Origin of the sequence: Halopseudomonas formosensis, from assembly GCF_900115905.1 — a bacterium.
Lineage (GTDB): Bacteria > Pseudomonadota > Gammaproteobacteria > Pseudomonadales > Pseudomonadaceae > Halopseudomonas > Halopseudomonas formosensis.
The window spans coordinates 16,187-38,078 of record NZ_FOYD01000002.1; the positions used below are offsets into that span (position 1 = coordinate 16,187).

Genomic DNA, 21,892 nt, shown 5'->3' on the forward strand with positions numbered 1-21,892 from the left:
TGTCATTCAGATGACAAAAAACCGGGTTGCCCGAAGGAACAACCCGGCCGGATACCTCCCTGTACCCACTACCGACTCAGAAGTCGTAGCGCAGACCCACCGACAGGGCGGAGGCTTTCTCACCTGCGGCACCACTGGGCGTGGCAGAGCGGCCCTGCCCCCAGGGAGTCAGGCTGCGACCGTCATCGTTGTCCACGACAGCGTAGTTGGCGTAGACCCGAACGGCCTTGTCCAGCTTGTGCTCCACACCCAGAACCCACATATCCGCATCGGCATTGTCGGCATCCGAATCCAGGGTCATCCACATGGCTTTCAGTGCAGTGGCATCAGTGAGCTTGAACTCGCCACCCAGACCGTAGGTGTCGGTGGTGTTCAGATCGCGCACCGCATCGGTAGTATCGACAACACCGTCATACTCTGTGGTCTGATAGAAGCCGACCATCTTGAAGGCGTCGGTCAGGTTGTAGGATGCTGCGGCGCGAACGGCGTCACGCTCGCCACGGCTATCGGCTTCCTCTTCAACCTTTTCGTAGGCCAGCGAGGCAGCAAAGGGGCCGGCGGCATAGTTCAGCGAGGTGCTGAACGCATCGGCATCCTGATCTTCAACCGCGGACTGTCCCGCATAGACCGAGTAGGCTACCGCCAGATTGAAACCACCGAAGCTCGGGGTGGTGTACTGCAGGGTATTGTCGTAACGCTCGTCAAAACGGGCGTTGCCGGTACGCGCCAGGTTGCGCATATCGCCCACCTGATCACCGAACAGGTTGGCCGGGCCACGGGCTTTCTTGAACGGGCTGTCAAAGCGACCCATCTGCACGGCACCGAAGTCACCCTTCAGGCCGACAAAGGTGTCGCGGGTAGCAAAGCTGTTGGAGCCGTTGCTGCCGGTGGCGAAGTTGATTTCCTGCTCGATCTGGAAGAAGGCCTTCAGGCTGGGGTTGATTTCATGATCGCCCTTGAAACCGATACGGGAGGAGTTGCTGGACAGGTTGGTTTCGGAGTAGTCGGCACCGTCGTCCAGGAAATCCACGGACACGTGGGCACGACCATAGATGCTCACATCAGCCAGCGCCAGAGCCGGCATGACAGCCGCAGCACCAACAGCAATCGCAATCAACTTCTTTTTCATCGTGAAAAGCTCCTTCGGGTATGTATGACGTCGTCCTGTCGGGCGTTGACGTCGTCGTTTTGTTTCGACGGGAGCGATTATGGAAAGCGCATATGACAGCGGGCTTGCTGTTATATGAAGATTTGAAGACAGGGGAACTTTTCAAAATTCGAAGATATAAGCAGCGGCGGCGAGACGTGCGGTTGCGGTTGCGGTTGCGGTTGCGGTTGCGGCAGGAAGGAAACGCCGAACCCGCCATGGTTGCCATGGCGGGTTCCTGTGCGGGGGCTCAGCGCTTGCGAACGACCACGCTGCCGATCGAGTAGCCGGCGCCGAAGGAGCAGATGACGCCCAGACTGCCTGCAGGCAGATCATCCTGGAACTTGTGGAAGGCAATGATCGAGCCGGCGGAACTGGTATTGGCGTACTCATCCAGCACCACAGGCGCCTCCTTCTGCAGGTCCGGATCACGTCCCAGCAGCTTGCGGGCAATCAGCATGTTCATGTTCAGGTTGGCCTGGTGCAGCCAGAAACGGCTGACCTCGGTCACCGGAATGTCCAGCTGTTGCAGCTGCTCGGCGATCAGCTCGGCCACCATGGGACAGACCTCGCGGAACACCTTGCGCCCTTCCTGGACAAAGAGCTTGTCCGGCTTGCCGATACCCGACTCATCGGCACGGTTGAGAAAGCCGAAGTTGTTGCGGATATTGTTGGAGAACTGGGTCAGCAGCCGGGTGCCCAGAATCTCGTACTGATAGGGCGAGGTGGCCTGATCTGCCCGCTCCAGGATCACGGCAGTGCAGGCATCACCGAAGATGAAGTGGCTGTCGCGGTCACGGAAGTTCATGTGCCCGGTGCAGATTTCCGGGTTGACCATAAGGATCGCCCGGGCCTGACCGGTGCTGATGCTGTTCACCGCATTCTGGATGCCGAAGGTCGCCGAGGAACAGGCCACGTTCATGTCGAAGCCGAAGCCCTGGATGCCCAGCGCCGCCTGCACTTCAATGGCCACTGCAGGATAGGCCCGCTGCAGATTGGAACAGGCCACGATGACACCGTCGATATCCGCGGCAGTACGCCCGGCACGTTGCAGCGCTTCCTCGGCAGCCTTGACCGACATCTCGCACAGAATCGACCACTCGTCATTACTGCGTTCCGGGATGTAGGGCACCATACGATCAACATCCAGAATGCCCTGCTTGTCAGTGACATGCCGGCTCTTGATACCGGAGGCCTTTTCAATGAACTCGCTGCTGGACAGCGGTGCCGGCTCCATCTCCCCGGCGGCAATGGCGGCAGCATTCTCCGCGTTGAAACGTTCCGCCCAGGCATTGAAGCTGGCCACCAGCTCGTCGTTACTGATGCTGTTCGGGGGGGTGTACAAACCTGTGCCACTGATGACTACTTTATGCACGGTCGGGCCTCTCTGGATTCAATCTGTTCAGGTGTCAGCAATGCGCGGCCTTGCAGGGGACTCTCCGGGAGTCCGACTGCGCATCCAGGACGGTATAAATGGAAAATGATCTTCGACGGCCTGAGTCAAAATCATCACCCGGGTCGCGCCATTTCGGGTCATTTTGCCACATCAGCGCCCCATCATGCAGCTGTCATGCAATATCCCGGCTGAATCCATCGGCCGGCGGGGACACGGCTCCTGTCCATCTGCCGATTGCCGCAGCCCGGGCTCCGTTGCCGGCCACCTCAGCCGGTGATCTCCTGCCAGTGTTTCTTCAGTCGCTTGTCGGATACCGGCATGCGCGTTCCCAGCTGTTGCGCGAACAGGGATACCCGGTACTCCTCCAGCATCCAGCGCCACTGATCCAGGCGTTCATCCTCACGCCCCTCCACCCGGTAACGCTGGCTGAGGGACTGGTACTGCTGCCAGAAACCCTGCAACTCATCGGTCCAGACCCGGTCGCGCTGCACCTGCCCCGGCAGCTTGTCCAGGCGCTGGGCAATGGCATTGAAGTAGCGGGGATACTGGTCCAGCCACTGGGCCGGCACCTCGCGCACGAACCCGCGGAACACCAGATTGTCCAGCTGCGTGCGAACGTCGTTCATGGCAATCGCATGGCTCAGGTCGATACGCCCCTTGAAACGCTTCTGCAGGCCGTGCCAGAGCTTCATAATCTCCAGCACCCGGGCTCCCAGCTTTTCCGCCACCGGTATCAGCTCAGCGCGACCCCGGGCGGCACAGGATTCCAGCTCCTGCGGACTGCGCGGCAGGGCACTGCCCGGTGCCAGACAGGCACGGTCGATCGCGGCCAGCAGCAGATCCTCGGTCAGCTGCTGCTGAGTGCCGAGATCCCGGTAGTAGATCGCCGCTTCCTTCGCGGTCGTCAGTTTCTGCCGCAGATACTTGACCTGCTCCGGCAGGCGCTGCAGCAGCAGGCGCTGAACCCCGTGCCTGTGCGCCTGCGCGGCCTGCAGAGGGTTGTCGAACAGCTGCTCAACGACCGCCTCGCCCTGCTCCACCCAGGCCGGCCAGAAATCCACATCGATGCCAGCCTGGCGCCGACTCACCTTGGCCGGTAACGGGGCCTGGCCTGCCTCGGCGGAAGCCTTCTCGGGTGCCGCCGCTACCGGAGCATTGACCCGTTGCTCACTGAGCTGACCGGCCATGCGCTGGCACAGCGCGCCGTAGTCCCTGCCGCTGGCCAGTTCACGGCCGTCCTCGTCGACCACCCGGATGCGCATCAGCAGGTGATCTTCCAGGCTGACCTGGTCCCAGCTGTCCTCATCCAGGCGCACGCCGGTCATGCGGGTCAGCTCGCGACTCAGCGCCTGGGTCAGCCGTCCTTCACCAAAGGACATGCGCTCCAGCGCCGCGCTGACGAAATCAGGCACCGGTACGAAATTCTTGCGTATCGACTTGGGCAACCCGCGTACCAGCGCCACGCACTTGTCATACAGCAGCCCCGGCACCAGCCACTCCAGACGCTGCTCCGGCAGCTGACGCAGCAACGCCAGCGGCACCGTCAGGGTCACCCCATCGGCCTCGTGCCCGGGCTCGAAATGGTAGCTCAGCGGCAGGGCAATCCGCTCCCAGCGCAGGGTGTCCGGATACTGCTGGGCACTGACCTCATCGGCCTCGCGCTGCAGCAGGTCGTCCCGGGTCATGTGCAGCAGCTTCGGCTCCTGCTGGCTGGCGCGCTTGAGCCAGCGTTCGAAGCCGGCCAACTGGTGGATATTGTCCGGGACACGCTGATCGAAGTAGCGATACAGGGTTTCCTCATCCACCAGGATGTCCCGCCGACGGGCCTTGGCTTCAAGTTGATCGAGTTCCTCCAGCAGCGTCTGATTGGCCCGGTTGAAGGCGGCCCGCCCATGCCATTCCCCGGCCACCAGCGCCTGACGGATGAAGATCTGCCGGGACACCACAGGATCGATCGGACCGTAATGCACCTTGCGCCTGGGCACTATGATCAGCCCGAACAGGGTTACCTGCTCATAGGCCACCACCTGCCCACGGCGTTTCTCCCAATGGGGCTCGCTGTGGCTGGTACGGGTCAGGTGTGCAGCCAGCGGCTCGACCCACTGGGGCTCGATGCGCGCCGCGATGCGACCGTAAAGCCGGGTGGTTTCGGTGAGCTCGGCCACCATGACCCAGGCCGGACGCTTCTTCGCCAGCGCCGATGACGGGTGCAGCAGAAAGCGCCGCTGCCGCGCGCCCATGTAGTCGCCATCCTCGGTCTTGTTGCCCAGATGGCTGAGCAGGCCGGCCAGCAACGCGCGGTGCACGGCATCATAGCCGGCGGGCTGGCTGTTGAAGGTCATCTGCAGATCGCGGCAGGTCAACAGCAACTGGCGATGGGTTTCCCGCCATTCGCGCAGGCGCAAATAGTTGAGAAAGTGGCGTCGGCACCAGGCGCGCAGCTGATTCTGGCTCAGCTGCTGGCGCTGCTCCTCGAAACCACGCCAGAGATTGATGAAGGCGGCAAAATCCGAATGCTCGTCGCGCCACTGGGCATGGGCCTGATCAGCGGCCTGCTGGCGCTCCACCGGCCGCTCACGCGGGTCCTGCACCGCCAGCGCACTGGCAATGATCAGCACCTCCTCGAGGCTGCCCTGCTCCGCCGCCTCGATCAGCATGCGGCCGATGCGCGGGTCCACCGGCAGCCGTGCCAGCTGGCGACCCACCTCGGTGATCTTGCCGTCCCGCTCGACTGCACCCAGCTCCTGCAGCAGATTGAAACCGTCACTGATGGCACGCCCGTCCGGCGGCTCGATAAAGGGGAAATCCTCGATGCGCCCCAGGCGCAGATGCAGCATCTGCAGTATCACCGCCGCGAGGTTGGTACGCAGTATCTCCGGGTCGGTAAAGGCCGGGCGGCTGTTGAAGTCCTCTTCGCTGTACAGCCGCACGCAGATACCCGGCGCCACCCGCCCACAGCGGCCCTTGCGCTGATCGGCACTGGCCCGGGAAACCGGCTCGATGGGCAGCCGCTGCACCTTGGAGCGCGGACTGTAGCGGCTGATGCGCACCTCGCCCGGATCAATCACGTAGACGATACCCGGCACCGTGAGTGAGGTTTCCGCCACGTTGGTCGAGAGAATCACCCGCCGACCCGCATGGCGGGAAAAGATCTTCTGCTGTTCGGCCACCGACAGCCGTGCATAGAGCGGCAGTATCTCGGTGTGTCTGAGGTTGGCCCTGCGCAGGAATTCGGCGGTATCACGGATCTCACGCTCGCCGGGCAGAAACACCAGCGCATCGCCCGGCGGCTGGCCGTTGGCGCGCTCATGCTGCTCCAGCTCGCGCAGGGCCGCGAGAATGCCCTGATCTATGGTCAGGTCTTCTTCAACCCGGTTACCGTCCTCATCGGTCTCGGCGGCCAGCGGGCGGTACCAGACGTCCACCGGGTAGGTACGGCCGGATACCTCGATGATCGGCGCCTGATTGAAGTGCGCGGAAAAACGCTCCAGGTCGATGGTCGCCGAGGTGATGATGACCTTGAGGTCCGGGCGCCTGGGCAGGATGGTCTTGAGGTAACCGAGCAGGAAATCGATGTTCAGACTGCGCTCATGGGCCTCGTCGATGATCAGGGTGTCATAGCGGCTCAGGTACCGATCGTTCTGGGTTTCCGCCAGCAGGATGCCGTCGGTCATCAGCTTGATCAGCGTGCGCTCGTTGCTCTGATCGGTGAAACGCACCTGATAGCCGACCAGCTCGCCCAGCGGCGTACCCAGCTCCTCGGCCACCCGACTGGCGACGTTGCGCGCTGCCAGTCGACGGGGCTGGGTATGCCCGATCAGCCCATGGCTGCCGCGACCCAGCTCCAGACAGATCTTCGGCAACTGGGTGGTCTTGCCGGAGCCGGTGGCTCCGGCGATCACCACCACCTGATGCTCGGCAATCGCCTGGCGGATTTCCTCCCGTTTGGCAGCAATCGGCAGACTGTCGTCATAGCGCAACGGCGGCACACTGGCTGCCCGGCTGGCCGCCCGCGCACAGGACGCCGCCAGACGACTCTGCCACTGCTCCAGACGGCCCCTGTCGGGATTCTTGCCAAGGCTCTGCAGCTGGCGCAGCAGGCGATGGCGGTCCGCAGACATGGCGGCGTCAAGTTGAGAGGCGAAAGTACTGAGATCGGTCATGCTTTCCCGTCAGAAGTCAGAAGGTTCATTGCTCGCGGCAGGGAGCGATCTCCAAACCCCACAAGGTGAGTCCGCACAAAAAAGCCCCAACCGGAAATACCGGAAGGGGCTATTGTCGCAAAGATGCGGACTCAGGTGTTATGCGGCGCCGAGTTTCTTCAGTTCCTCGTCACGCAGCTCGCGACGCAGGATCTTGCCCACGTTGGTGGTCGGCAGACTGTCGCGGAACTCGACCTCCTTGGGCACCTTGTAGGCGGTCAGTTTGTCACGCATGTGACTGCGCACATCCTCCGCGTTCAGCTGAGCACCGGGCTCCTTGACTATGAACACCTTGATCGCTTCGCCGGTCTTCTCGTTCGGCACACCGATGGCAGCACACTGCAGCACACCCGGAATGGCGGCCATGACATCTTCCAGCTCGTTGGGGTACACGTTGAAGCCGGAGACCACGATCATGTCCTTCTTGCGGTCGACAATGCGCATGTAGCCATCTTCCTGGATGATCGCTATATCACCGGTACGCAGCCAACCCTCGGCATCCAGCACCTCGTCGGTGGCCTCGGGGCGCTGCCAGTAACCCTTCATCACCTGGGGGCCTTTCACGCAGAGTTCACCAGGCTCACCTATGCCCAGCTCGCGGCCGTCATCGTCAACCACCTTGCACAGGGTCGAGGGAACCGGGATACCAATGGTGCCTACCTGCACCGCGTCCGCCGGATTGACCGAAACCACCGGGCTGGTCTCGGTCATGCCGTAGCCTTCGGAGATCTCGCAGCCGGTAACCTTGTGCCAGCGTTCGGCGGTCGCCTGTTGCAGCGCCATGCCGCCGGACAGTGTCAGTTTCATGCCGCTGAAGTCCAGCTGACGGAACTGCTCGTTGTTGCACAGCGCGGCGAACAGGGTATTGAGGCCGACGAAGGTCGAGAAGCGCTGACGGGCCATGTCCTTGACCGTCGCCGGAATGTCCCGCGGGTTGGTGATCAGGATATTGTGGCCACCGAGCATCATCACCGCCATGCAGTGAAAGGTGAAAGCGTAGATATGGTACAGCGGCAAGGGACAGATGATGACCTCCTCGCCTTCGCGCATGTTCGACGGCATCATCACCTTGCACTGAAGCATGTTGGCGATCAGATTCCGGTGGGTCAGCATGGCACCCTTGGCGACGCCGGTAGTGCCACCGGTGTACTGCAGCACGGCAGTGTCCTCGGCCGCCGGGCTGGCTTCACGCAGGCTGCAGGCCGCACCGGCCTTCAGCGCCTTGACGAAGGGCACGGCGCCCGGAATGTTGAACGCCGGCACCATCTTCTTCACCCGCTTGACCACGGTATTGACCAGCAGGCGCTTGACCGGCGGCAACATGTCGCCGACCTCGGTGACGATGACGTGCTTGACCCCGGTCCTGGGCACGACCTGTTCGGCCAGATGCGCCATGTTGGCCAGACACACCAGCGCCTTGGCACCCGAGTCGTTGAACTGGTGCTCCATCTCGCGGGCGGTGTACAGCGGATTGGTATTGACCACCACATAGCCGGCGCGCATGGCGCCGAAAACGACGATCGGATACTGCAGCACGTTGGGCAGCTGCACGGCAATGCGGTCACCCGGCTGCAGCCCGGCGTGGGTCTGGAGATAGGCAGCGAACTCCCCGGACAGGCGGTACATCTCGCCCCAGGTGATGGTCTTGCCCAAGTTGGTGAACGCCGGCTTGTCGGCAAAGCGTTCGCAGGATTCCTTCAGGACTGCCAGAACATTGGGGTACTGATCTGGATTGATCTCGGCGGGAATACCCTCCGGATACTTGTCAGCCCAAAAACTCTCTTGCATGAAGCCCCCTGGATGCGTCCGATTGCAGTGTTGCTGCTGTTTTATTTGGTAATGAACAGTACTGATCTCGACCCGTTCGTGAATATTAAGCTCATTCCGGTCGAAAAGTGGCTGAAGCCTATCAGTTTTTCAGAAACCCGGCCAGAGTTTCTGGGAGGCCCGTTACAGACCCTTACACAAGCCGGAAAACGGACCCTGAAAAAGCAAACCGGCGGACAGCGAAATACGCTGCCCGCCGGTTTGTCTGGGATGTTACCTAGGCGTCGCGAAGCTCCCGGCGCAGGATCTTGCCTACCGGCGTCATCGGCAGGGACTCCCGCAGTTCATAGTGTTTCGGCACCTTGTATCCGGTGAAGTTGGCCTTGCAGTAGGCCTTGAGCTCATCCACCGTCAGATCCGGCGAGGAAGGGACGACGAACAGCTTCACCGCTTCTCCGGATTTCTCGTCCGGCACGCCGATGGCCGCCGCGTTGGCGACTTTGGGATGGGCGGCGACCACATCTTCGATCTCATTGGGATAAACGTTGAAACCGGAGACCAGGATCATGTCCTTGATACGGTCGACGATGCTGACAAAACCGTCCTCGTCGATCACCGCCACATCGCCGGTACGGAACCAGCCCTCGCTGTCCATGACCTCGGCGGTTGCCTCGGGACGCTGCCAGTAGCCCTTCATGACCTGGGGCCCCTTCACGCAGAGTTCGCCACGTTCGCCGATCGGCAGTTCATTGCCCTGCTCGTCGATCACCTTGACCGCGGTACCGGGTACCGGCAGGCCGACGGAACCGAGGCGGGCCAGGCCGTCCCCCGGGCTGGCGCAGACCACCGGGGAACACTCGGTCAGACCATAACCCTCGCCGATGAGCACCCCCGTCTTGTTCTGCCAACGCTCGGCGGTGGCCTTGACCAGCGCTGTGCCGCCGGAAGTGGTGCTCTTGAGCCTGGAGAAGTCCAGATCCTTGAATTCGGGGTGATCCATCAGTGCGACAAACAGGGTGTTGAGGCCGACGATGGAGGAAAACTTCCACTTCTTCAGCTCCTTGACGAAGCCGGGAATGTCGCGGGGATTGGTGATCAGCACGTTGTGCTGACCGGACAGCATCATGCACATGCAGTGCACGGTGAATGCATAGATGTGATACAGCGGCAGCGGTGCAATGACCACCTCGCCCCCCTCTTCCATCAGGCGGTTGCCCTCGCGATCCAGCTGCTGCATGTTGGCGTGCACCTGCAGCATGTTGGCCACCAGGTTGCCGTGGGTGAGCATGGCGCCCTTGGCCACACCCGTAGTGCCTCCGGTGTACTGCAGTACGGCAACGTCATCCAGCGTCCGTGTAACCGGAACCGGGCTGACGCCTTCGCAGCGTGCCAGCGCACTCTTGAAGGAGACGGCCTGCGGCAGGTTGTAACGCGGCACCATCTTCTTCACGTGCTTGACCGCAGCATTGACCAGAAGACCCTTGAGCCCGGGCAGCATGTCTCCCATGCGCGCCTCGAACAGGTACTTGATGTCGGTATCGGGCAGCACCTGCTGAACCAGATGACCGAAAATGTTCATGTAGATGAGCGCGCGCGCACCGGAATCGGTGAACTGATGGCGCATTTCCCGGGCGGTATACAGGGGATTGGTATTGACCACAACCAGACCGGCGCGCATGGCGCCGAAAACCGCTATCGGAAACTGCAGCACGTTGGGCATCTGGATGGCGATCCGGTCACCCGGCTTCAGATCGGTGTACTTCTGGATATAGCCGGCAAAGGCCGCAGAGTAGCGTTCGATATCCCCCCAGGTCAGGGTCACACCCATATTGGTAAAGGCCGGGCGGTCGGCATGGGTGGCGCAGGAGGCGTCAAACACCTCGAGGATAGAGCCGAACTGGCTCAGGTCGATATCATTGCTGACCCCATTGGGGCGCTTGTCATTCCAGAACGATGCTTCCATTGGCTCCATCTCTCCCGTTGGAGTAAGCCAAGCGTCCATTTCATGCCTCGATGGACACTTGTGTTGTTATTATTCAGCCCCTAGCCGTGGCTCTGCGCCAAATTACCAGCAATACGGCAAAATACAAAACGCGCTTTTGTTTCATTTTTGTTTCCTGACACTTCCGGAGCGCTCGCGCCGGTCCGGATCAAATGGAGTCTAGTCGATGTCGATGTTGGAAAACCGTACCTATGAAGAGCTGTCCGTCGGCGATACGGCCAGTGTCACTCATCTGGTCAGCGAGCGGGATCTGATCCTGTTCGCCACTGTCTCGGGGGATGTGAACCCGGTGCATCTGGATGAGGAATTTGCCGCCGCCACCCCATTCAAGGGGCGGATCGCCCACGGCATGCTGTCCGGTGCCCTCATCTCAGCTGCCATTGCCTGTGAATTGCCGGGGCCCGGAAGTATCTATATCGGTCAGGAACTGAGCTTCCTGCGCCCGGTACGCCTGGGCGATGACATCCGCATCGAGCTGGAAATCCTGGAGAAGCTGCCGAAGAACCGGGTCCGCATCGCTACCCGGGTAGTCAATCAGGAAGGCAAGAAGGTGGTTGACGGTACCGCCACCGTGATGGCGCCGACCGACAAGGTGAAGATCGACCGGCCGACCCTGCCGCCGGTAACCTGCTGAACCTGACGCAGAAATGACAACGGCCGCTCCCTCCCCGGGGCGGCCGTTGTCGTTTCAGGCGTTGCCAGCGTTATTTCTGCTGGACGCGCGGGTCCGCCGCCAGTTCCTCGGCGCTGCGGTTGCGGGTACGAATCCAGCTCATGGCAATGGCAATGATCAGCACCAGACCTACCACACCCAGCATGGGATACACGGTACCCACCAGCTTGGTGAAGCCGGCCTGACTCAGCCCCAGACCGATGACCGCGAAGATGGCGCTCAGCACCTTGAAACTCCCGGTTTCCGGGGTGGCGAAGCGCGCACCGAATGCGAAGAACATGCCTACCGCGGTGCTGTAGATCATGCAGATCAGCGCCAGCGACATCAGCACAGCCAGCCACGGATGGATTGCCTGGGCCAGCAGCAGGGTCGGAATCTCCACACCTACCAGTCGATCAAGGTTGGCGAACAGGCCGATGTTCAGCACGATGATCAGGAAACCCAGCCCCAGGCCACCACCGATACCGCCGAGGGCTGCCGCCTTGGGCTGCTTGGTCAGACCACCGATCACCGCCAGCATGGGGAAGCCCACAGCAATGTTGAAGGACGCATACAGCAATCCGCTCAGCGCCCAGTTCGGCACTTCAGCGCCGAGGAAGGTGATGACCGGAATGTCCTCGGATACCGCCGACAACTCGGCCTGAGAACCCGTGCTGGTATAGATGGAATAGATGGTGATCGCCAGCACCATGACCAGCAGGAAGGGCATTACGGCACTGATCAGGTTGATGATGCCCTTGACGTTCAGGCACAGAGTACCGATGACCAGCACCGTCATCAGGATGGAGCCCACCAGGGGCGCCAGACCGAACTGCTGGGCCAGGGTCGAGCCCGCACCCGCCAGCATCACCACACCCACGCCATACAGGAAGAAGGAGAGGATGACATCCACTACAAAACCGGCTTTCTCGCCGAACAGGATATACAGCACCTGCTTGTGCGAACCGGCCTGCATGATCGAGCTGATCCGCGCGATCTGCATGCCCAGGAAGGCAAACAGCACCGCTGCCACTACCGATCCCGCTATACCGGCGAGGCCGTACCCGGTAAAGAACTGCAGCACCTCGTTACCGGAGGCAAAACCACCACCAATGACCACGGACATGTAGGCCAACGCGATCTGCAAGGAGTATTTATTCATTCTTCTATCTCAACTGTAATTTTATAATTCTAGTCGGCCGTCTCACTCACGCTTGACGGCGGTTACTGACATTTCCACCAGGATGTCGGACTCGCACATCCCGGCCTCCACTGTGGCCCGCGCCGGGGCAACGCCCTCGGGCAGCCAGCGATCCCACACGGCATTCATGCCGGCGAAATCGCGCTCCATATCTTTCAGGTAGATGGTTACCGAAAGAATATGCTCCTTGTCGCTGCCCGCCTCGGCGAGCAGCTCCTCTATGGCCTGCAGCGTATCGGCGGTCTGCTGCTCGATACCCGTATCGGTGTTCTCGGCGGTCTGTCCGGCCAGATAGATGGTGTCCCTATGGATCACGATCTGGCTCATGCGCCTGTTAGTGTGCAGTCGCTGGATTGCCATGCTTGCTGGCCTCCTTGTTGTTGCTGTAACGGGAAATGGCCAGACCCTCGGTGCTGATCTGGGGCTTTTTCCTGGCCAGGAGATCGGCCAGCAGGCGACCGGAGCCACAGGCCATGGTCCAGCCCAGGGTGCCGTGACCGGTATTCAGGAACAGGTTGCGGTAGCGGGTCGGCCCGATGATCGGGGTACCGTCCGGGGTAGCCGGGCGCAGGCCTGTCCACAGATTGATCTCGCTGGTATCGGCAGCATCCGGGAACAGATCATTGACGATCATCTTCAGGGTTTCACCCTTGCGCGGGTCGATCTTCAGGTCGTAGCCGCGGATTTCCGCCATGCCACCGACGCGGATGCGATTATCGAAACGGGTAATGGCCACCTTGTAGGTTTCATCCAGCATGGTGGACACCGGCGCCGCATCGGGATTGATGATCGGCACGGTGATCGAGTAACCCTTCAGCGGGTAGATGGGCGCCTTGATGCCCAGCGGCGCCAGCATCTGCCGGCTGTAACTGCCCAGCGCCAGCACGTAGTTGTCGGCGGTCAGCAGCTTGCCGTCAACCCACACACCGTTGATACGGTCACCGGCATAATCCAGACGCTCGATATTCTGGTTGAAGCGGAATTCCACACCCAGGTCACGGGCCATCTGCGCAATGCGCTGGGTGAACAGCAGGCAGTCGCCGGTCTGGTCATTGGGCAGACGCAGACCCCCGGTGAGTTTGTGGGCGACCTTGGCCAGCCCCGGCTCGGCGCTGGCCAGCGACTTGCTGTCCAGCAGCTCGTAGGGCACGCCCATCTGCTCCAGCACCTTGATGTCCTTGGCCGCCCCCTCCAGTTGCGCCTGGGTACGGAACAGCTGGGTGGTACCGCGCTGGCGGTCCTCGTAAGTGAGACCGGTCTCCACGCGCAGTTCATCCAGGCAGTCACGGCTGTATTCGGACAGACGCACCATGCGCTCCTTGTTCACCGCGTAACGGGCAGCGGTGCAGTTGCGCAGCATGCGCGCCATGAACAGGTACTGGTTGATGTCGGCAGTGGGCCGGATCGACAGCGGCGCATGCTTCTGCAGCATCCACTTGATGGCTTTCAGCGGCACCCCGGGCGCAGCCCAGGGCGAGGCATAGCCGGGTGAAATCTGTCCGGCATTGGCATGACTGGTCTCTTCCGCGACCGCCGGCTGACGGTCGATCACCGTCACCTGAAAGCCCTGCCGAGCCAGATAATAGGCGCTGGTGGTACCCACAACGCCGCTGCCAAGAACCAGAATATGCATTGCCTAACTCCTCGTCCCCGGTCGGGGGTCAATCACGAATGCCGGATTATAGGAGAGCCGTCACAGTTGATTTCACTGTTTTACCCGCTATATTTAGCGCTTAATCCCGTTCAATTAGCTTAAGGTCTAGTCAGATTCACCAATGAGAACCAAACATAAAGCCCAACGCGAGTTGGACCGAATCGATCGTCATATCCTTCGTGAACTGCAGGCCGAAGGCCGTCTGGCCTTTACCGAACTGGGCGAACGGGTTGGACTGTCCACTACCCCCTGCACCGAGCGCGTCCGTCGACTGGAGCGCGAGGGAGTCATCATGGGCTACAGCGCCCGTCTCAACCCCGAGCATCTGAACGCCAGCCTGCTTGTGTTCGTGGAGATCAGCCTGTCATACAAATCAGGCGACATCTTCGAGGAATTCCGCCGAGCGGTGCTGAAACTGCCGCATGTGCTGGAGTGCCATCTGGTATCCGGTGACTTCGACTATCTGATCAAGGCACGCATCAACGAGATGGCGTCCTACCGGAAATTGCTCGGAGACATACTGCTCAAGCTGCCCCATGTCCGTGAGTCGAAAAGCTACATCGTCATGGAAGAGGTAAAGGAATCGCTGGCGTTACCGGTTCCTGAATAACCAGGGGACTGTGGCCAGCCCCCTGGTCAATTTCAGCTTAGCTCAGCTTTGGGGTGATTGCTCGATCACGCCCTGTGCCTTGAGTTCGGCCAGGCGGTCCTGACTCAGACCCAGGCGCTCGCTCAGAACGCGGTCGGTATCCTGTCCGAGCATCGGCGGCGGCCGATGGTAACGGACCGGCGAAGCGGACAGCTTGATCGGATTGCCGACCATGGTGAAAGCGCTGTTGCGTGGATGGGGAATATTCACCAGCAGGTCCCGCGCCTGAACCTGGGGCTCGGCCAGCGCCTGGGCGATATTGTTGATCGGCCCGACCGGCACCTTGACCGCCTGGATACGCTCAACCCACTCGTCGGCGCTGGCCCCGAGAAAGTGTTCTGACAGCAGGGCCACCAGCTCCTCGCGGTGCTGCACCCGGTCGGCATTGCGCACGAAACGCGGATCTTCCGGCAATTGCGGCAGGCCTATCGCCCCACACAGGGCAACGAACTGGCTGTCATTGCCGCAGGCAATGATGAACTCCCGATCTGATGCCCTGAATACCTGATAGGGCACGATATTGGCGTGGGCGTTGCCGTAGCGCCCGGGCACCCGGCCGGATACCAGGTAGTTCATGTTCTGGTTGGCCAGGGTAGCCAGCTGGACATCGAACAGCGCCATGTCGCAGTGCTGCCCCCGCCCCGTGCGCTGGCGGTCGATGAGGGCGGCCTGGATGGCAATGGTGGAATAGAGTCCGGTCATCAGATCGGCGACCGCCACGCCGGCCTTCTGCGGCCCGCCACCTGGCAGATCGTCACGCTCGCCGGTAATGCTCATCAACCCCGCCATACCCTGGATGATGAAGTCATAACCGGGCTCCTCTGCCCGGGGGCCGGTCTGGCCGAAGCCGGTGATGGAGCAGTACACCAGACGCGGATTCAATGCGGACAGCGAGGCGTAATCCAGCCCGTAACGGGCCAGGGATCCCGCCTTGTAGTTCTCGATAAGCACATCGCAGTCCGCCGCGAGTGCCCGGACCAGCTCCTGCCCCTCGGCGGTTGCCAGATCCACCGCCACCGAGGATTTGCCCCGGTTGGCGGACTGGTAATAGGCTGCCTCGCCGCTGGAGCCGCCCTGCTCGTCCGGCATCCAGGGCGGTCCCCAGCCACGGGTATCGTCACCGCTGCCGGGTCGTTCTATCTTGATCACCTCGGCCCCCAGATCCGCCAGGATCTGCCCACACCAGGGCCCGGCCAGCACCCGACTCAGATCCAGTACCCGTATTCCTGACAGTGCGCCCATTATTCTCTCGCTATATTCTCAGTACGTCGTGGAGGCATCTTAAAAGACCCGAGACCCGGATCACACACCTCGCTTAAATTCCGCAGAGCGGTATTTGGTTTTGTTATTATTGATCATTGCCCCCGCACAGCGCTACCATGCTGCAGGCAAATTCCCCCTAACGGGACTATTTTCAAGGCACATACCGGCCCTCAGGAGAGACCATGATTCGCGATCCGGAAACCCTACAGATTCTGCTCGACTCGATCCGCCAGTTCGTCAATCAGGAACTGATTCCCCGTGAACATGAAGTCGCAGAGACCGACAGCATCCCGGCGGATATCGTCGAACAGATGAAGGAAATGGGCCTGTTCGGTCTGACCATCCCGGAGCAGTACGGCGGCCTGGGCGTGACCATGGAAGAGGAGGTGAATATCGCCTTCGAACTGGGTCGCACTTCCCCGGCCTTCCGTTCCTATATAGGCACCAACAACGGCATCGGTTCGATCGGCATCCTGCTGGATGGCACCGAAGAGCAGAAGGCCCACTATCTGCCACGGCTGGCCGCCGGTGAGTACCTGAGCTCCTTCTGCCTGACCGAGCCGGACTCCGGCTCCGACGCCGCCTCGCTGAAGACCACCGCGGTGCGCGATGGCGACTTCTATGTGCTCAACGGCACCAAGCGCTTCATCACCAACGCTCCGCACGCCGGTATTTTCACCGTCATGGCACGTACCAACCCGGAGATCCGCGGCGCTGGTGGCATCAGTTCCTTCATCGTCGAGCGCGGCACTCCGGGGCTGACCATCGGCAAGCCGGACCAGAAGATGGGCCAGAAAGGTGCGCATACCGCCGACGTCATCTTTGACAACGTCCGCGTGCCGGCCGCCAACCTGATCGGCGGCAAGGAAGGCGTCGGTTTCAAGACGGCCATGAAGGTACTGGACAAGGGCCGTCTGCATATCGCCGCCCTGTCGGTCGGCGCCGCCGAGCGCATGCTGGATGACTCCCTGCGCTATGCGGTCGAGCGCAAGCAGTTCGGCCAGCGGATTGCCGATTTCCAGCTGATCCAGGCCATGCTGGCCGACAGCAAGGCCGAGATCTATGCCGCCCGCTGCATGGTGCTGGATGCCGCGCGCAAGCGTGACGAAGGCCGCAACATCAGCACCGAGGCCTCCTGCGCCAAGATGTTCGCCACCGAAATGTGCGGACGGGTAGCCGACCGGGGCGTGCAGATCCATGGCGGCGCCGGTTACATCAGCGAGTACGCCATCGAGCGGTTCTACCGCGACGTGCGCCTGTTCCGGCTGTATGAAGGCACCACCCAGATCCAGCAGGTGATCATCGCCCGCAACATGATCCGCGAGATCGAGGACTGAGCTCCTCCGTAGGGCGAGGCCTGGGCCTCGCCCTGTCCCGTCACCCTGCCGTCTGCTGCAGGGTACGCCGCACGAACTCCACGCAACGCTGTGGCTGGGTCAGCGGCAGCATGTGTCCCCCTTCTACCAGCTCCAGCTCTCCTTTCGGCAACTGATCGGCCAGCACCCTGCCCTGTTCCTGCGGGTCCAGGATGCGGTCGCCCCAGCCATACAGGATATGCACGGGCAGCTGCAGGTCCTCGTAGCCTTCCTGCAGCCGTGGCAGTACCGGCTCAAGTGCCACCAGATCCCGGGAGGCGGCGATATAGTTGCTGGGACGCATGGCCTGGGCGCCACCGCCACGCAGGGCAAAGTGCGCAGGTACGGCCTCCGGACCGAAGGCCGTCTGCATGATCCTTTCACGCTGGCGCGCGGCCAGCGGCAGCATCAAGGTCCAGGCAAACAGCCAGCGCAGCCAGTGCCAGCGGATCCTCAGGCTGGCGAAGATACCGGGTGGCCCGCCGGCCGGCATGCGGCTCAGAGGGGCGATCAGCGCCAGCGCGCTGATCTTGTCCGGGTGCCGCAGGGCAGCAGCCAGCGCTACCGCGCCACCGAGGGAATGCCCTACCACTACCGGGCGATCCAGCTGCAGGGCATCAATCAGCCCGGCGATCACATCCGCCTGCACCGCCAGGGAGGCGGATGAGCGCAGCGGGCGCTTTGAGTAGCCGCTGCCCGGCCGGTCGATGGCTATCACCCGGCAATCCCTGGCCAGCTCGCCCAGCATGGCATAGGTGAAGTTCTGCAACACGCCGGTCAGGCCATGCACCAGCAGAACGGTGCGGGGGCCGGAGCCCTGCTCCACGTAATGGATGCGGTTGCCCATGATGGTGATGAAGCGCCCTTCGGGTGGCAGCCCCAGCTCGATCCGCCGGGCCGTCAAAAAGCTGAACACCATGAGCCCGGCGACGATCAGCAGCACAAGCAGTAACAGATATCCCATCTCTCTTTTCCTTGTTGAAACTCCGGGGTCAGGCCTTGTCGATTCCCGGCAGCAGTCGCCAGTAGTTCACCGGCATCAGGCGTTCCAGCCAGGACAGGATCAGCGCATCCTTGCCGACAATGACCCGCTCCCGGTCACGGCGAATGCCGTCGAGTATGATCTGCGCCGCCCTGGCCGGCGGCATGCGCAGCAGCTTCTCGGTGCGGCGCATGCGCTGCTCCCGTTCCGCCTCGCACAACCCCTCGGGAACCCGGGCACTGGTGGCGATGGCCGTGGCAATGCCTCCGGGGTGCACCACGGTAACCCCGACCGGACCACCGCGCAGCTCCAGACGCAGGGCGTTGGAGAAGCCCCGGACGGCAAACTTGCTGGCACAGTAGGCGGTCTGGCCCGCCGGTGTCACCAATCCGAACAGGCTCGACAGGTTGACGATGCGGGCCACCGGGCGCTGGCGCAGCAGCGGCAGAAAGGCCCGGGTCATGCAGACCACGGCATCGAAGTTGATCGCCATCAGCCAGTCGAAGTTCTCCACCGTTACCTGCTCGAAGGTTCCGCCCAGGGCGACCCCGGCATTGTTGATCAGCAGGTCCACCCTGCCGTGCCGGGCCAGCACCTGCTCCGGCAAGGCGGCCACCGCCTGCCGGTCCGCCACGTCAAGCGGGTGCTCGGAAACCACCACACCCTGGTGCCTGGCCTGCTCGGCAGTCTCCTGGAGCCGAGCCGGATCTATGTCCACCAGTGCCAGATGGCACCCCTGCTCTGCCAGCGCCTGCGCCAGCGCGCGACCGATGCCGCTGCCGGCACCGGTCAGTACTGCCACACATTCCCTGATATCCATATTCGCCCCCGGTAGTTACTGAAACCGCAGAACGCCGTCATCCAGCTCGCCATACTGGATCATCAGCTTGTCCTTCAGATAGCTCTGGTGCACGCGCCAGGCTGGCTGGTCGCCCTGTTTCGGCAGAATGTCCGCCGCGCGCTGTACATAGCCGGAGGTGAAGTCGATGAAGGGCTGCTCCTGCACGTCCGGCGTGCGCCGGGCCACTGCGACCCGCAGCCCGCGGCGATCCATGTAGCGCAGCAGCCGGGCCAGATAGTTGCAGGTCAGGTCCGCCTTCAGGGTCCAGGAGGCGTTGGTATATCCGAACACCTGGATGAGGTTGGGTACATCGCTGAGCATCATGCCCTTGTAGGTCAGGCATTCTCCGGTGTTCACCGGCTGTCCATCCACTTCCAGGCGCACCTCGCCGAGGGCGGTCAGCTTCAGGCCCGTGGCTGTGACTATGATGTCCGCCTCCAGCTCTGCGCCACTGCTCAGCTGTATACCAGCCGGGGTGAAGCGCTCTATGGTATCGGTAACAACCTCCAGCTGCCGCGCCCGCAGCATATGGAACAGATCCCCATCAGGCACGGCGCAGACACGCTGGTCCCAGGGCTTGTAGTCGGGGGTGAAGTGGCGCATGTCGACGTCCGGCCCCAGCTGCCGCTGGGCCAGTTGCAGCAGGTAGCGGCTGGCCTCCTCCGGCCGGCTGCGGGCCCGCCGATAGAAGAAGCTGCCGAGCAGCACGTTCTTCCAGCGGGTCAGGTGGTAGGCCAGCGGCAGTGGCAGCCATTTCTGCATGCCCTGGGCCAGGCGGTCGACCTGGGGACGGGCAAATACATAGCTTGGCGAACGCTGCAGCATGGTGACATGGGCGCCCTCCCGAGCCAGGGCCGGCACCAGGGTCACGGCCGTTGCACCGCTGCCGATCACCACCACCCGCTTGCCCCGACAATCCAGCCCTTCGGGCCAGGCCTGGGGATGGATGATCTGCCCGGCAAAGCTGGCTTCGTCGGGAAACCCGGGGCGATATCCCTCGTCGTAGCTGTAATAGCCGGAACAGGAAGCGATGAAGCGGGCCTGCAACTGTTCTTCTCGCTGGCCTGTGCCGTCGGTGATCTGCACCCGCACCGTCCACAGTGCCTGCTCGCTGTCCCAGCTGGCGGAAAGCACCCGGTGGCCATAGCGGATGTTGTGCACCGCACCGGATTCCTCAGCCGCTTCTTCTATATAGCGTTTGATATCCGGCCCGTCGGCAATGGCCTTGCGCCCGGTCCAGGGCTTGTCCGCATAGCCGAGGGTATACATGTCCGAATCCGAGCGGATACCGGGGTAGCGAAACAGATCCCAGGTACCGCCTATTGCTTGGCGCCGCTCAAGGATCAGATAACGCTTGTCCGGACAGCGCCTTGTCAGCGCCCTGGCCATCCCTATCCCGGACAGACCGGCACCTATGATGAGTACATCGAGGGGAGTCGGCTGAAATTGTTCTTCTTGTTGTTGATGCATGCAAGCTCTCCTGCTCCATGAAAGCAGAAGCCCCGACAGATTGCTCTGCCGGGGCCTCAATCAGCTACCGATAATGTACCTCGGTTTGCCTTCCGGGTTCAGCTATCACACACGCTCAAAAATGGTGGTGATACCCTGACCCAGACCGATGCACATAGTGGCCACGCCGATGGTGCCGCCATTCTGCTTCATCACGTTCAGCAGGGTGCCGGAGATCCGCGCACCGGAGCAGCCGAAGGGGTGACCCAGGGCGATGGCGCCGCCGTTGAGGTTGACCTTCTCGTCCATCTTGTCCAGCAGCTTGAGGTCCTTGAGCACAGGCAGCGCCTGGGCGGCAAAGGCCTCGTTCAGCTCGACGTGGTCGATATCGTCCATGGTCAGACCGGCACGCTTGAGCGCCTTCTTGGTGGACGGAACCGGACCGTAGCCCATGATGGACGGATCGCAACCGGCCACCGCCATGGAGCGGATCACCGCCATGGGCTCGATGCCCAGGGCCTTGGCGCGCTCGGCGGACATGACGATCATGCAGGAAGCACCGTCGGTGATCTGCGAGGAAGTACCCGCGGTCACGGTACCGCCCTTGGGGTTGAACGCCGGACGCAGGGCGGCCAGGCTTTCCAGGGTAGTCTCGGGACGGATGGTCTCGTCTTCGGTGAACAGGCGCAGGAAGCCGTTCTCGTCGTGACCTTCCATCGGGATGATCTCATCCTTGAAGCGGCCTTCGACGGTAGCCTGGTGCGCACGCTGGTGCGAACGCACACCGAACAGATCCTGCTGTTCGCGGGTAATGCCGTGCATCTTGCCGAGCATTTCCGCAGTCAGACCCATCATGCCGGCAGCCTTGGCTGCGTACAGCGACAGGGCCGGGTTCGGATCAACACCGTGCATCATGCCGACGTGGCCCATGTGCTCCACGCCACCGACCACGAACACATCGCCATTGCCGGTCATGATGGCCTGGGCAGCGGTGTGCAGCGCGCTCATGGAAGAACCGCACAGACGGCTGACGGTCTGGGCGCCGGAGGTGTGCGGAATCGGCGTCATCAGCGACGCCATCCGGGCAATGTTCCAGCCCTGCTCCAGGGTCTGGTTCACGCAGCCCCAGATGACATCTTCAACTTCGGCCGGGTCCACTTTCGGGTTGCGCGCCAGCAGCCCGGTGATCAGGTTGGCGGACAGGGTTTCGGCACGGACATTGCGGTACATGCCGCCCTTGGAACGGCCCATGGGGGTGCGACCGAAGTCGACAATTACAACGTCTCTCGGATTGAGGCTCATAAATTCACTCTCGCTCTGTACGTTCCGCGG

16 protein-coding genes are annotated in these 21,892 nt (G+C 62.1%); 3 read left to right on the top strand and 13 right to left on the bottom strand.

What is annotated here, in order from left to right; genetic code table 11:
• Positions 1-76 precede the first annotated feature (76 nt).
• The 5 genes from BM046_RS03195 to BM046_RS03215 all read right to left on the bottom strand — a co-directional run bounded on the left by BM046_RS03195 (position 77) and on the right by BM046_RS03215 (position 10,475).
• Positions 77-1,129: a porin gene (locus tag BM046_RS03195; protein WP_090536939.1), complete on the bottom strand. Its 1,053-nt coding sequence runs from the start codon at positions 1,127-1,129 to the stop codon at positions 77-79.
• Between the two features lie 268 nt (positions 1,130-1,397).
• Entirely contained in the window at positions 1,398-2,522 is a 1,125-nt protein-coding gene (locus BM046_RS03200) for a beta-ketoacyl-ACP synthase III (RefSeq protein WP_090536941.1), read from the bottom strand.
• Between the two features lie 287 nt (positions 2,523-2,809).
• A complete protein-coding gene (gene hrpA / locus BM046_RS03205; RefSeq protein WP_090536943.1) occupies positions 2,810-6,706 on the bottom strand; it encodes an ATP-dependent RNA helicase HrpA in 3,897 nt (1,298 codons plus the stop codon).
• A 138-nt stretch (positions 6,707-6,844) separates the two neighbouring features.
• Positions 6,845-8,533 carry a long-chain-fatty-acid--CoA ligase FadD1 gene (fadD1, locus tag BM046_RS03210; RefSeq protein WP_090536945.1) on the bottom strand — a complete coding sequence of 563 codons (1,689 nt, stop codon included), beginning with the start codon at positions 8,531-8,533 and terminating at the stop codon, positions 6,845-6,847.
• 256 nt (positions 8,534-8,789) lie between these two features.
• Positions 8,790-10,475, bottom strand: coding sequence for a long-chain-fatty-acid--CoA ligase (locus BM046_RS03215; protein WP_090536949.1), 1,686 nt, complete (start codon positions 10,473-10,475; stop codon positions 8,790-8,792).
• 205 nt (positions 10,476-10,680) lie between these two features.
• On the opposite strand from BM046_RS03215, the gene BM046_RS03220 reads away from it, so the two are divergent.
• The gene (locus BM046_RS03220; RefSeq protein WP_090536951.1) at positions 10,681-11,148 is read left to right on the top strand and encodes a MaoC/PaaZ C-terminal domain-containing protein; all 468 of its coding nucleotides are present in this window, start codon (positions 10,681-10,683) and stop codon (positions 11,146-11,148) included.
• A 70-nt stretch (positions 11,149-11,218) separates the two neighbouring features.
• On the opposite strand, the gene BM046_RS03225 is transcribed toward BM046_RS03220, so the two are convergent.
• Genes BM046_RS03225 through BM046_RS03235 form a run of 3 tightly spaced genes read right to left on the bottom strand, consistent with a single transcriptional unit; the run spans position 11,219 to position 14,000 of the window.
• Positions 11,219-12,328, bottom strand: coding sequence for a YkvI family membrane protein (locus tag BM046_RS03225; RefSeq protein WP_090536953.1), 1,110 nt, complete (start codon positions 12,326-12,328; stop codon positions 11,219-11,221).
• Positions 12,329-12,370: 42 nt separating this feature from the next.
• Entirely contained in the window at positions 12,371-12,727 is a 357-nt protein-coding gene (locus BM046_RS03230; protein WP_090536955.1) for a RidA family protein, read from the bottom strand.
• A complete protein-coding gene (locus BM046_RS03235; protein ID WP_090536957.1) occupies positions 12,702-14,000 on the bottom strand; it encodes a D-amino acid dehydrogenase in 1,299 nt (432 codons plus the stop codon). Before BM046_RS03235 ends, BM046_RS03230 begins: the two co-directional genes overlap by 26 nt.
• 142 nt (positions 14,001-14,142) lie before the next feature.
• Between BM046_RS03235 and BM046_RS03240 the strand changes: the two genes are divergently transcribed.
• Complete coding sequence (locus BM046_RS03240) at positions 14,143-14,631, top strand: Lrp/AsnC ligand binding domain-containing protein (RefSeq protein ID WP_090536959.1); 489 nt, start codon at positions 14,143-14,145, stop codon at positions 14,629-14,631.
• Positions 14,632-14,673: 42 nt separating this feature from the next.
• On the opposite strand, the gene BM046_RS03245 is transcribed toward BM046_RS03240, so the two are convergent.
• The gene (locus tag BM046_RS03245) at positions 14,674-15,912 is read right to left on the bottom strand and encodes a CaiB/BaiF CoA transferase family protein (protein ID WP_090536961.1); all 1,239 of its coding nucleotides are present in this window, start codon (positions 15,910-15,912) and stop codon (positions 14,674-14,676) included.
• A 203-nt stretch (positions 15,913-16,115) separates the two neighbouring features.
• Between BM046_RS03245 and BM046_RS03250 the strand changes: the two genes are divergently transcribed.
• A complete protein-coding gene (locus tag BM046_RS03250; protein ID WP_090536963.1) occupies positions 16,116-17,270 on the top strand; it encodes an acyl-CoA dehydrogenase family protein in 1,155 nt (384 codons plus the stop codon).
• A gap of 40 nt (positions 17,271-17,310) precedes the next feature.
• Here BM046_RS03250 and BM046_RS03255 read toward each other — a convergent pair whose 3' ends face one another.
• The 4 genes from BM046_RS03255 to fadA all read right to left on the bottom strand — a co-directional run bounded on the left by BM046_RS03255 (position 17,311) and on the right by fadA (position 21,862).
• The gene (locus tag BM046_RS03255) at positions 17,311-18,252 is read right to left on the bottom strand and encodes an alpha/beta fold hydrolase (RefSeq protein ID WP_090536965.1); all 942 of its coding nucleotides are present in this window, start codon (positions 18,250-18,252) and stop codon (positions 17,311-17,313) included.
• Between the two features lie 28 nt (positions 18,253-18,280).
• Positions 18,281-19,090, bottom strand: coding sequence for an SDR family NAD(P)-dependent oxidoreductase (locus tag BM046_RS03260; protein WP_090536966.1), 810 nt, complete (start codon positions 19,088-19,090; stop codon positions 18,281-18,283).
• A gap of 15 nt (positions 19,091-19,105) precedes the next feature.
• Positions 19,106-20,581, bottom strand: coding sequence for a flavin-containing monooxygenase (locus BM046_RS03265; protein ID WP_090536968.1), 1,476 nt, complete (start codon positions 20,579-20,581; stop codon positions 19,106-19,108).
• A gap of 105 nt (positions 20,582-20,686) precedes the next feature.
• Complete coding sequence (gene fadA, locus BM046_RS03270) at positions 20,687-21,862, bottom strand: acetyl-CoA C-acyltransferase FadA (protein ID WP_090536969.1); 1,176 nt, start codon at positions 21,860-21,862, stop codon at positions 20,687-20,689.
• Positions 21,863-21,892 lie beyond the last annotated feature (30 nt).

What these genes read in the sequence shown, in the direction of transcription:
- BM046_RS03255 (WP_090536965.1), bottom strand. Translation starts at nt 18,252, where the DNA reads ATGGGATATCTGTTACTGCTTGTGCTGCTGATCGTCGCCGGGCTCATG.
- BM046_RS03245 (WP_090536961.1), bottom strand. Translation starts at nt 15,912, where the DNA reads ATGGGCGCACTGTCAGGAATACGGGTACTGGATCTGAGTCGGGTGCTG.
- BM046_RS03235 (WP_090536957.1), bottom strand. Translation starts at nt 14,000, where the DNA reads ATGCATATTCTGGTTCTTGGCAGCGGCGTTGTGGGTACCACCAGCGCC.
- hrpA (WP_090536943.1), bottom strand. Translation starts at nt 6,706, where the DNA reads ATGACCGATCTCAGTACTTTCGCCTCTCAACTTGACGCCGCCATGTCT.
- BM046_RS03195 (WP_090536939.1), bottom strand. Translation starts at nt 1,129, where the DNA reads ATGAAAAAGAAGTTGATTGCGATTGCTGTTGGTGCTGCGGCTGTCATG.
- BM046_RS03260 (WP_090536966.1), bottom strand. Translation starts at nt 19,090, where the DNA reads ATGGATATCAGGGAATGTGTGGCAGTACTGACCGGTGCCGGCAGCGGC.
- BM046_RS03265 (WP_090536968.1), bottom strand. Translation starts at nt 20,581, where the DNA reads ATGCATCAACAACAAGAAGAACAATTTCAGCCGACTCCCCTCGATGTA.
- fadD1 (WP_090536945.1), bottom strand. Translation starts at nt 8,533, where the DNA reads ATGCAAGAGAGTTTTTGGGCTGACAAGTATCCGGAGGGTATTCCCGCC.
- BM046_RS03215 (WP_090536949.1), bottom strand. Translation starts at nt 10,475, where the DNA reads ATGGAAGCATCGTTCTGGAATGACAAGCGCCCCAATGGGGTCAGCAAT.
- BM046_RS03220 (WP_090536951.1), top strand. Translation starts at nt 10,681, where the DNA reads ATGTCGATGTTGGAAAACCGTACCTATGAAGAGCTGTCCGTCGGCGAT.
- fadA (WP_090536969.1), bottom strand. Translation starts at nt 21,862, where the DNA reads ATGAGCCTCAATCCGAGAGACGTTGTAATTGTCGACTTCGGTCGCACC.
- BM046_RS03230 (WP_090536955.1), bottom strand. Translation starts at nt 12,727, where the DNA reads ATGGCAATCCAGCGACTGCACACTAACAGGCGCATGAGCCAGATCGTG.
- BM046_RS03250 (WP_090536963.1), top strand. Translation starts at nt 16,116, where the DNA reads ATGATTCGCGATCCGGAAACCCTACAGATTCTGCTCGACTCGATCCGC.
- BM046_RS03240 (WP_090536959.1), top strand. Translation starts at nt 14,143, where the DNA reads ATGAGAACCAAACATAAAGCCCAACGCGAGTTGGACCGAATCGATCGT.
- BM046_RS03225 (WP_090536953.1), bottom strand. Translation starts at nt 12,328, where the DNA reads ATGAATAAATACTCCTTGCAGATCGCGTTGGCCTACATGTCCGTGGTC.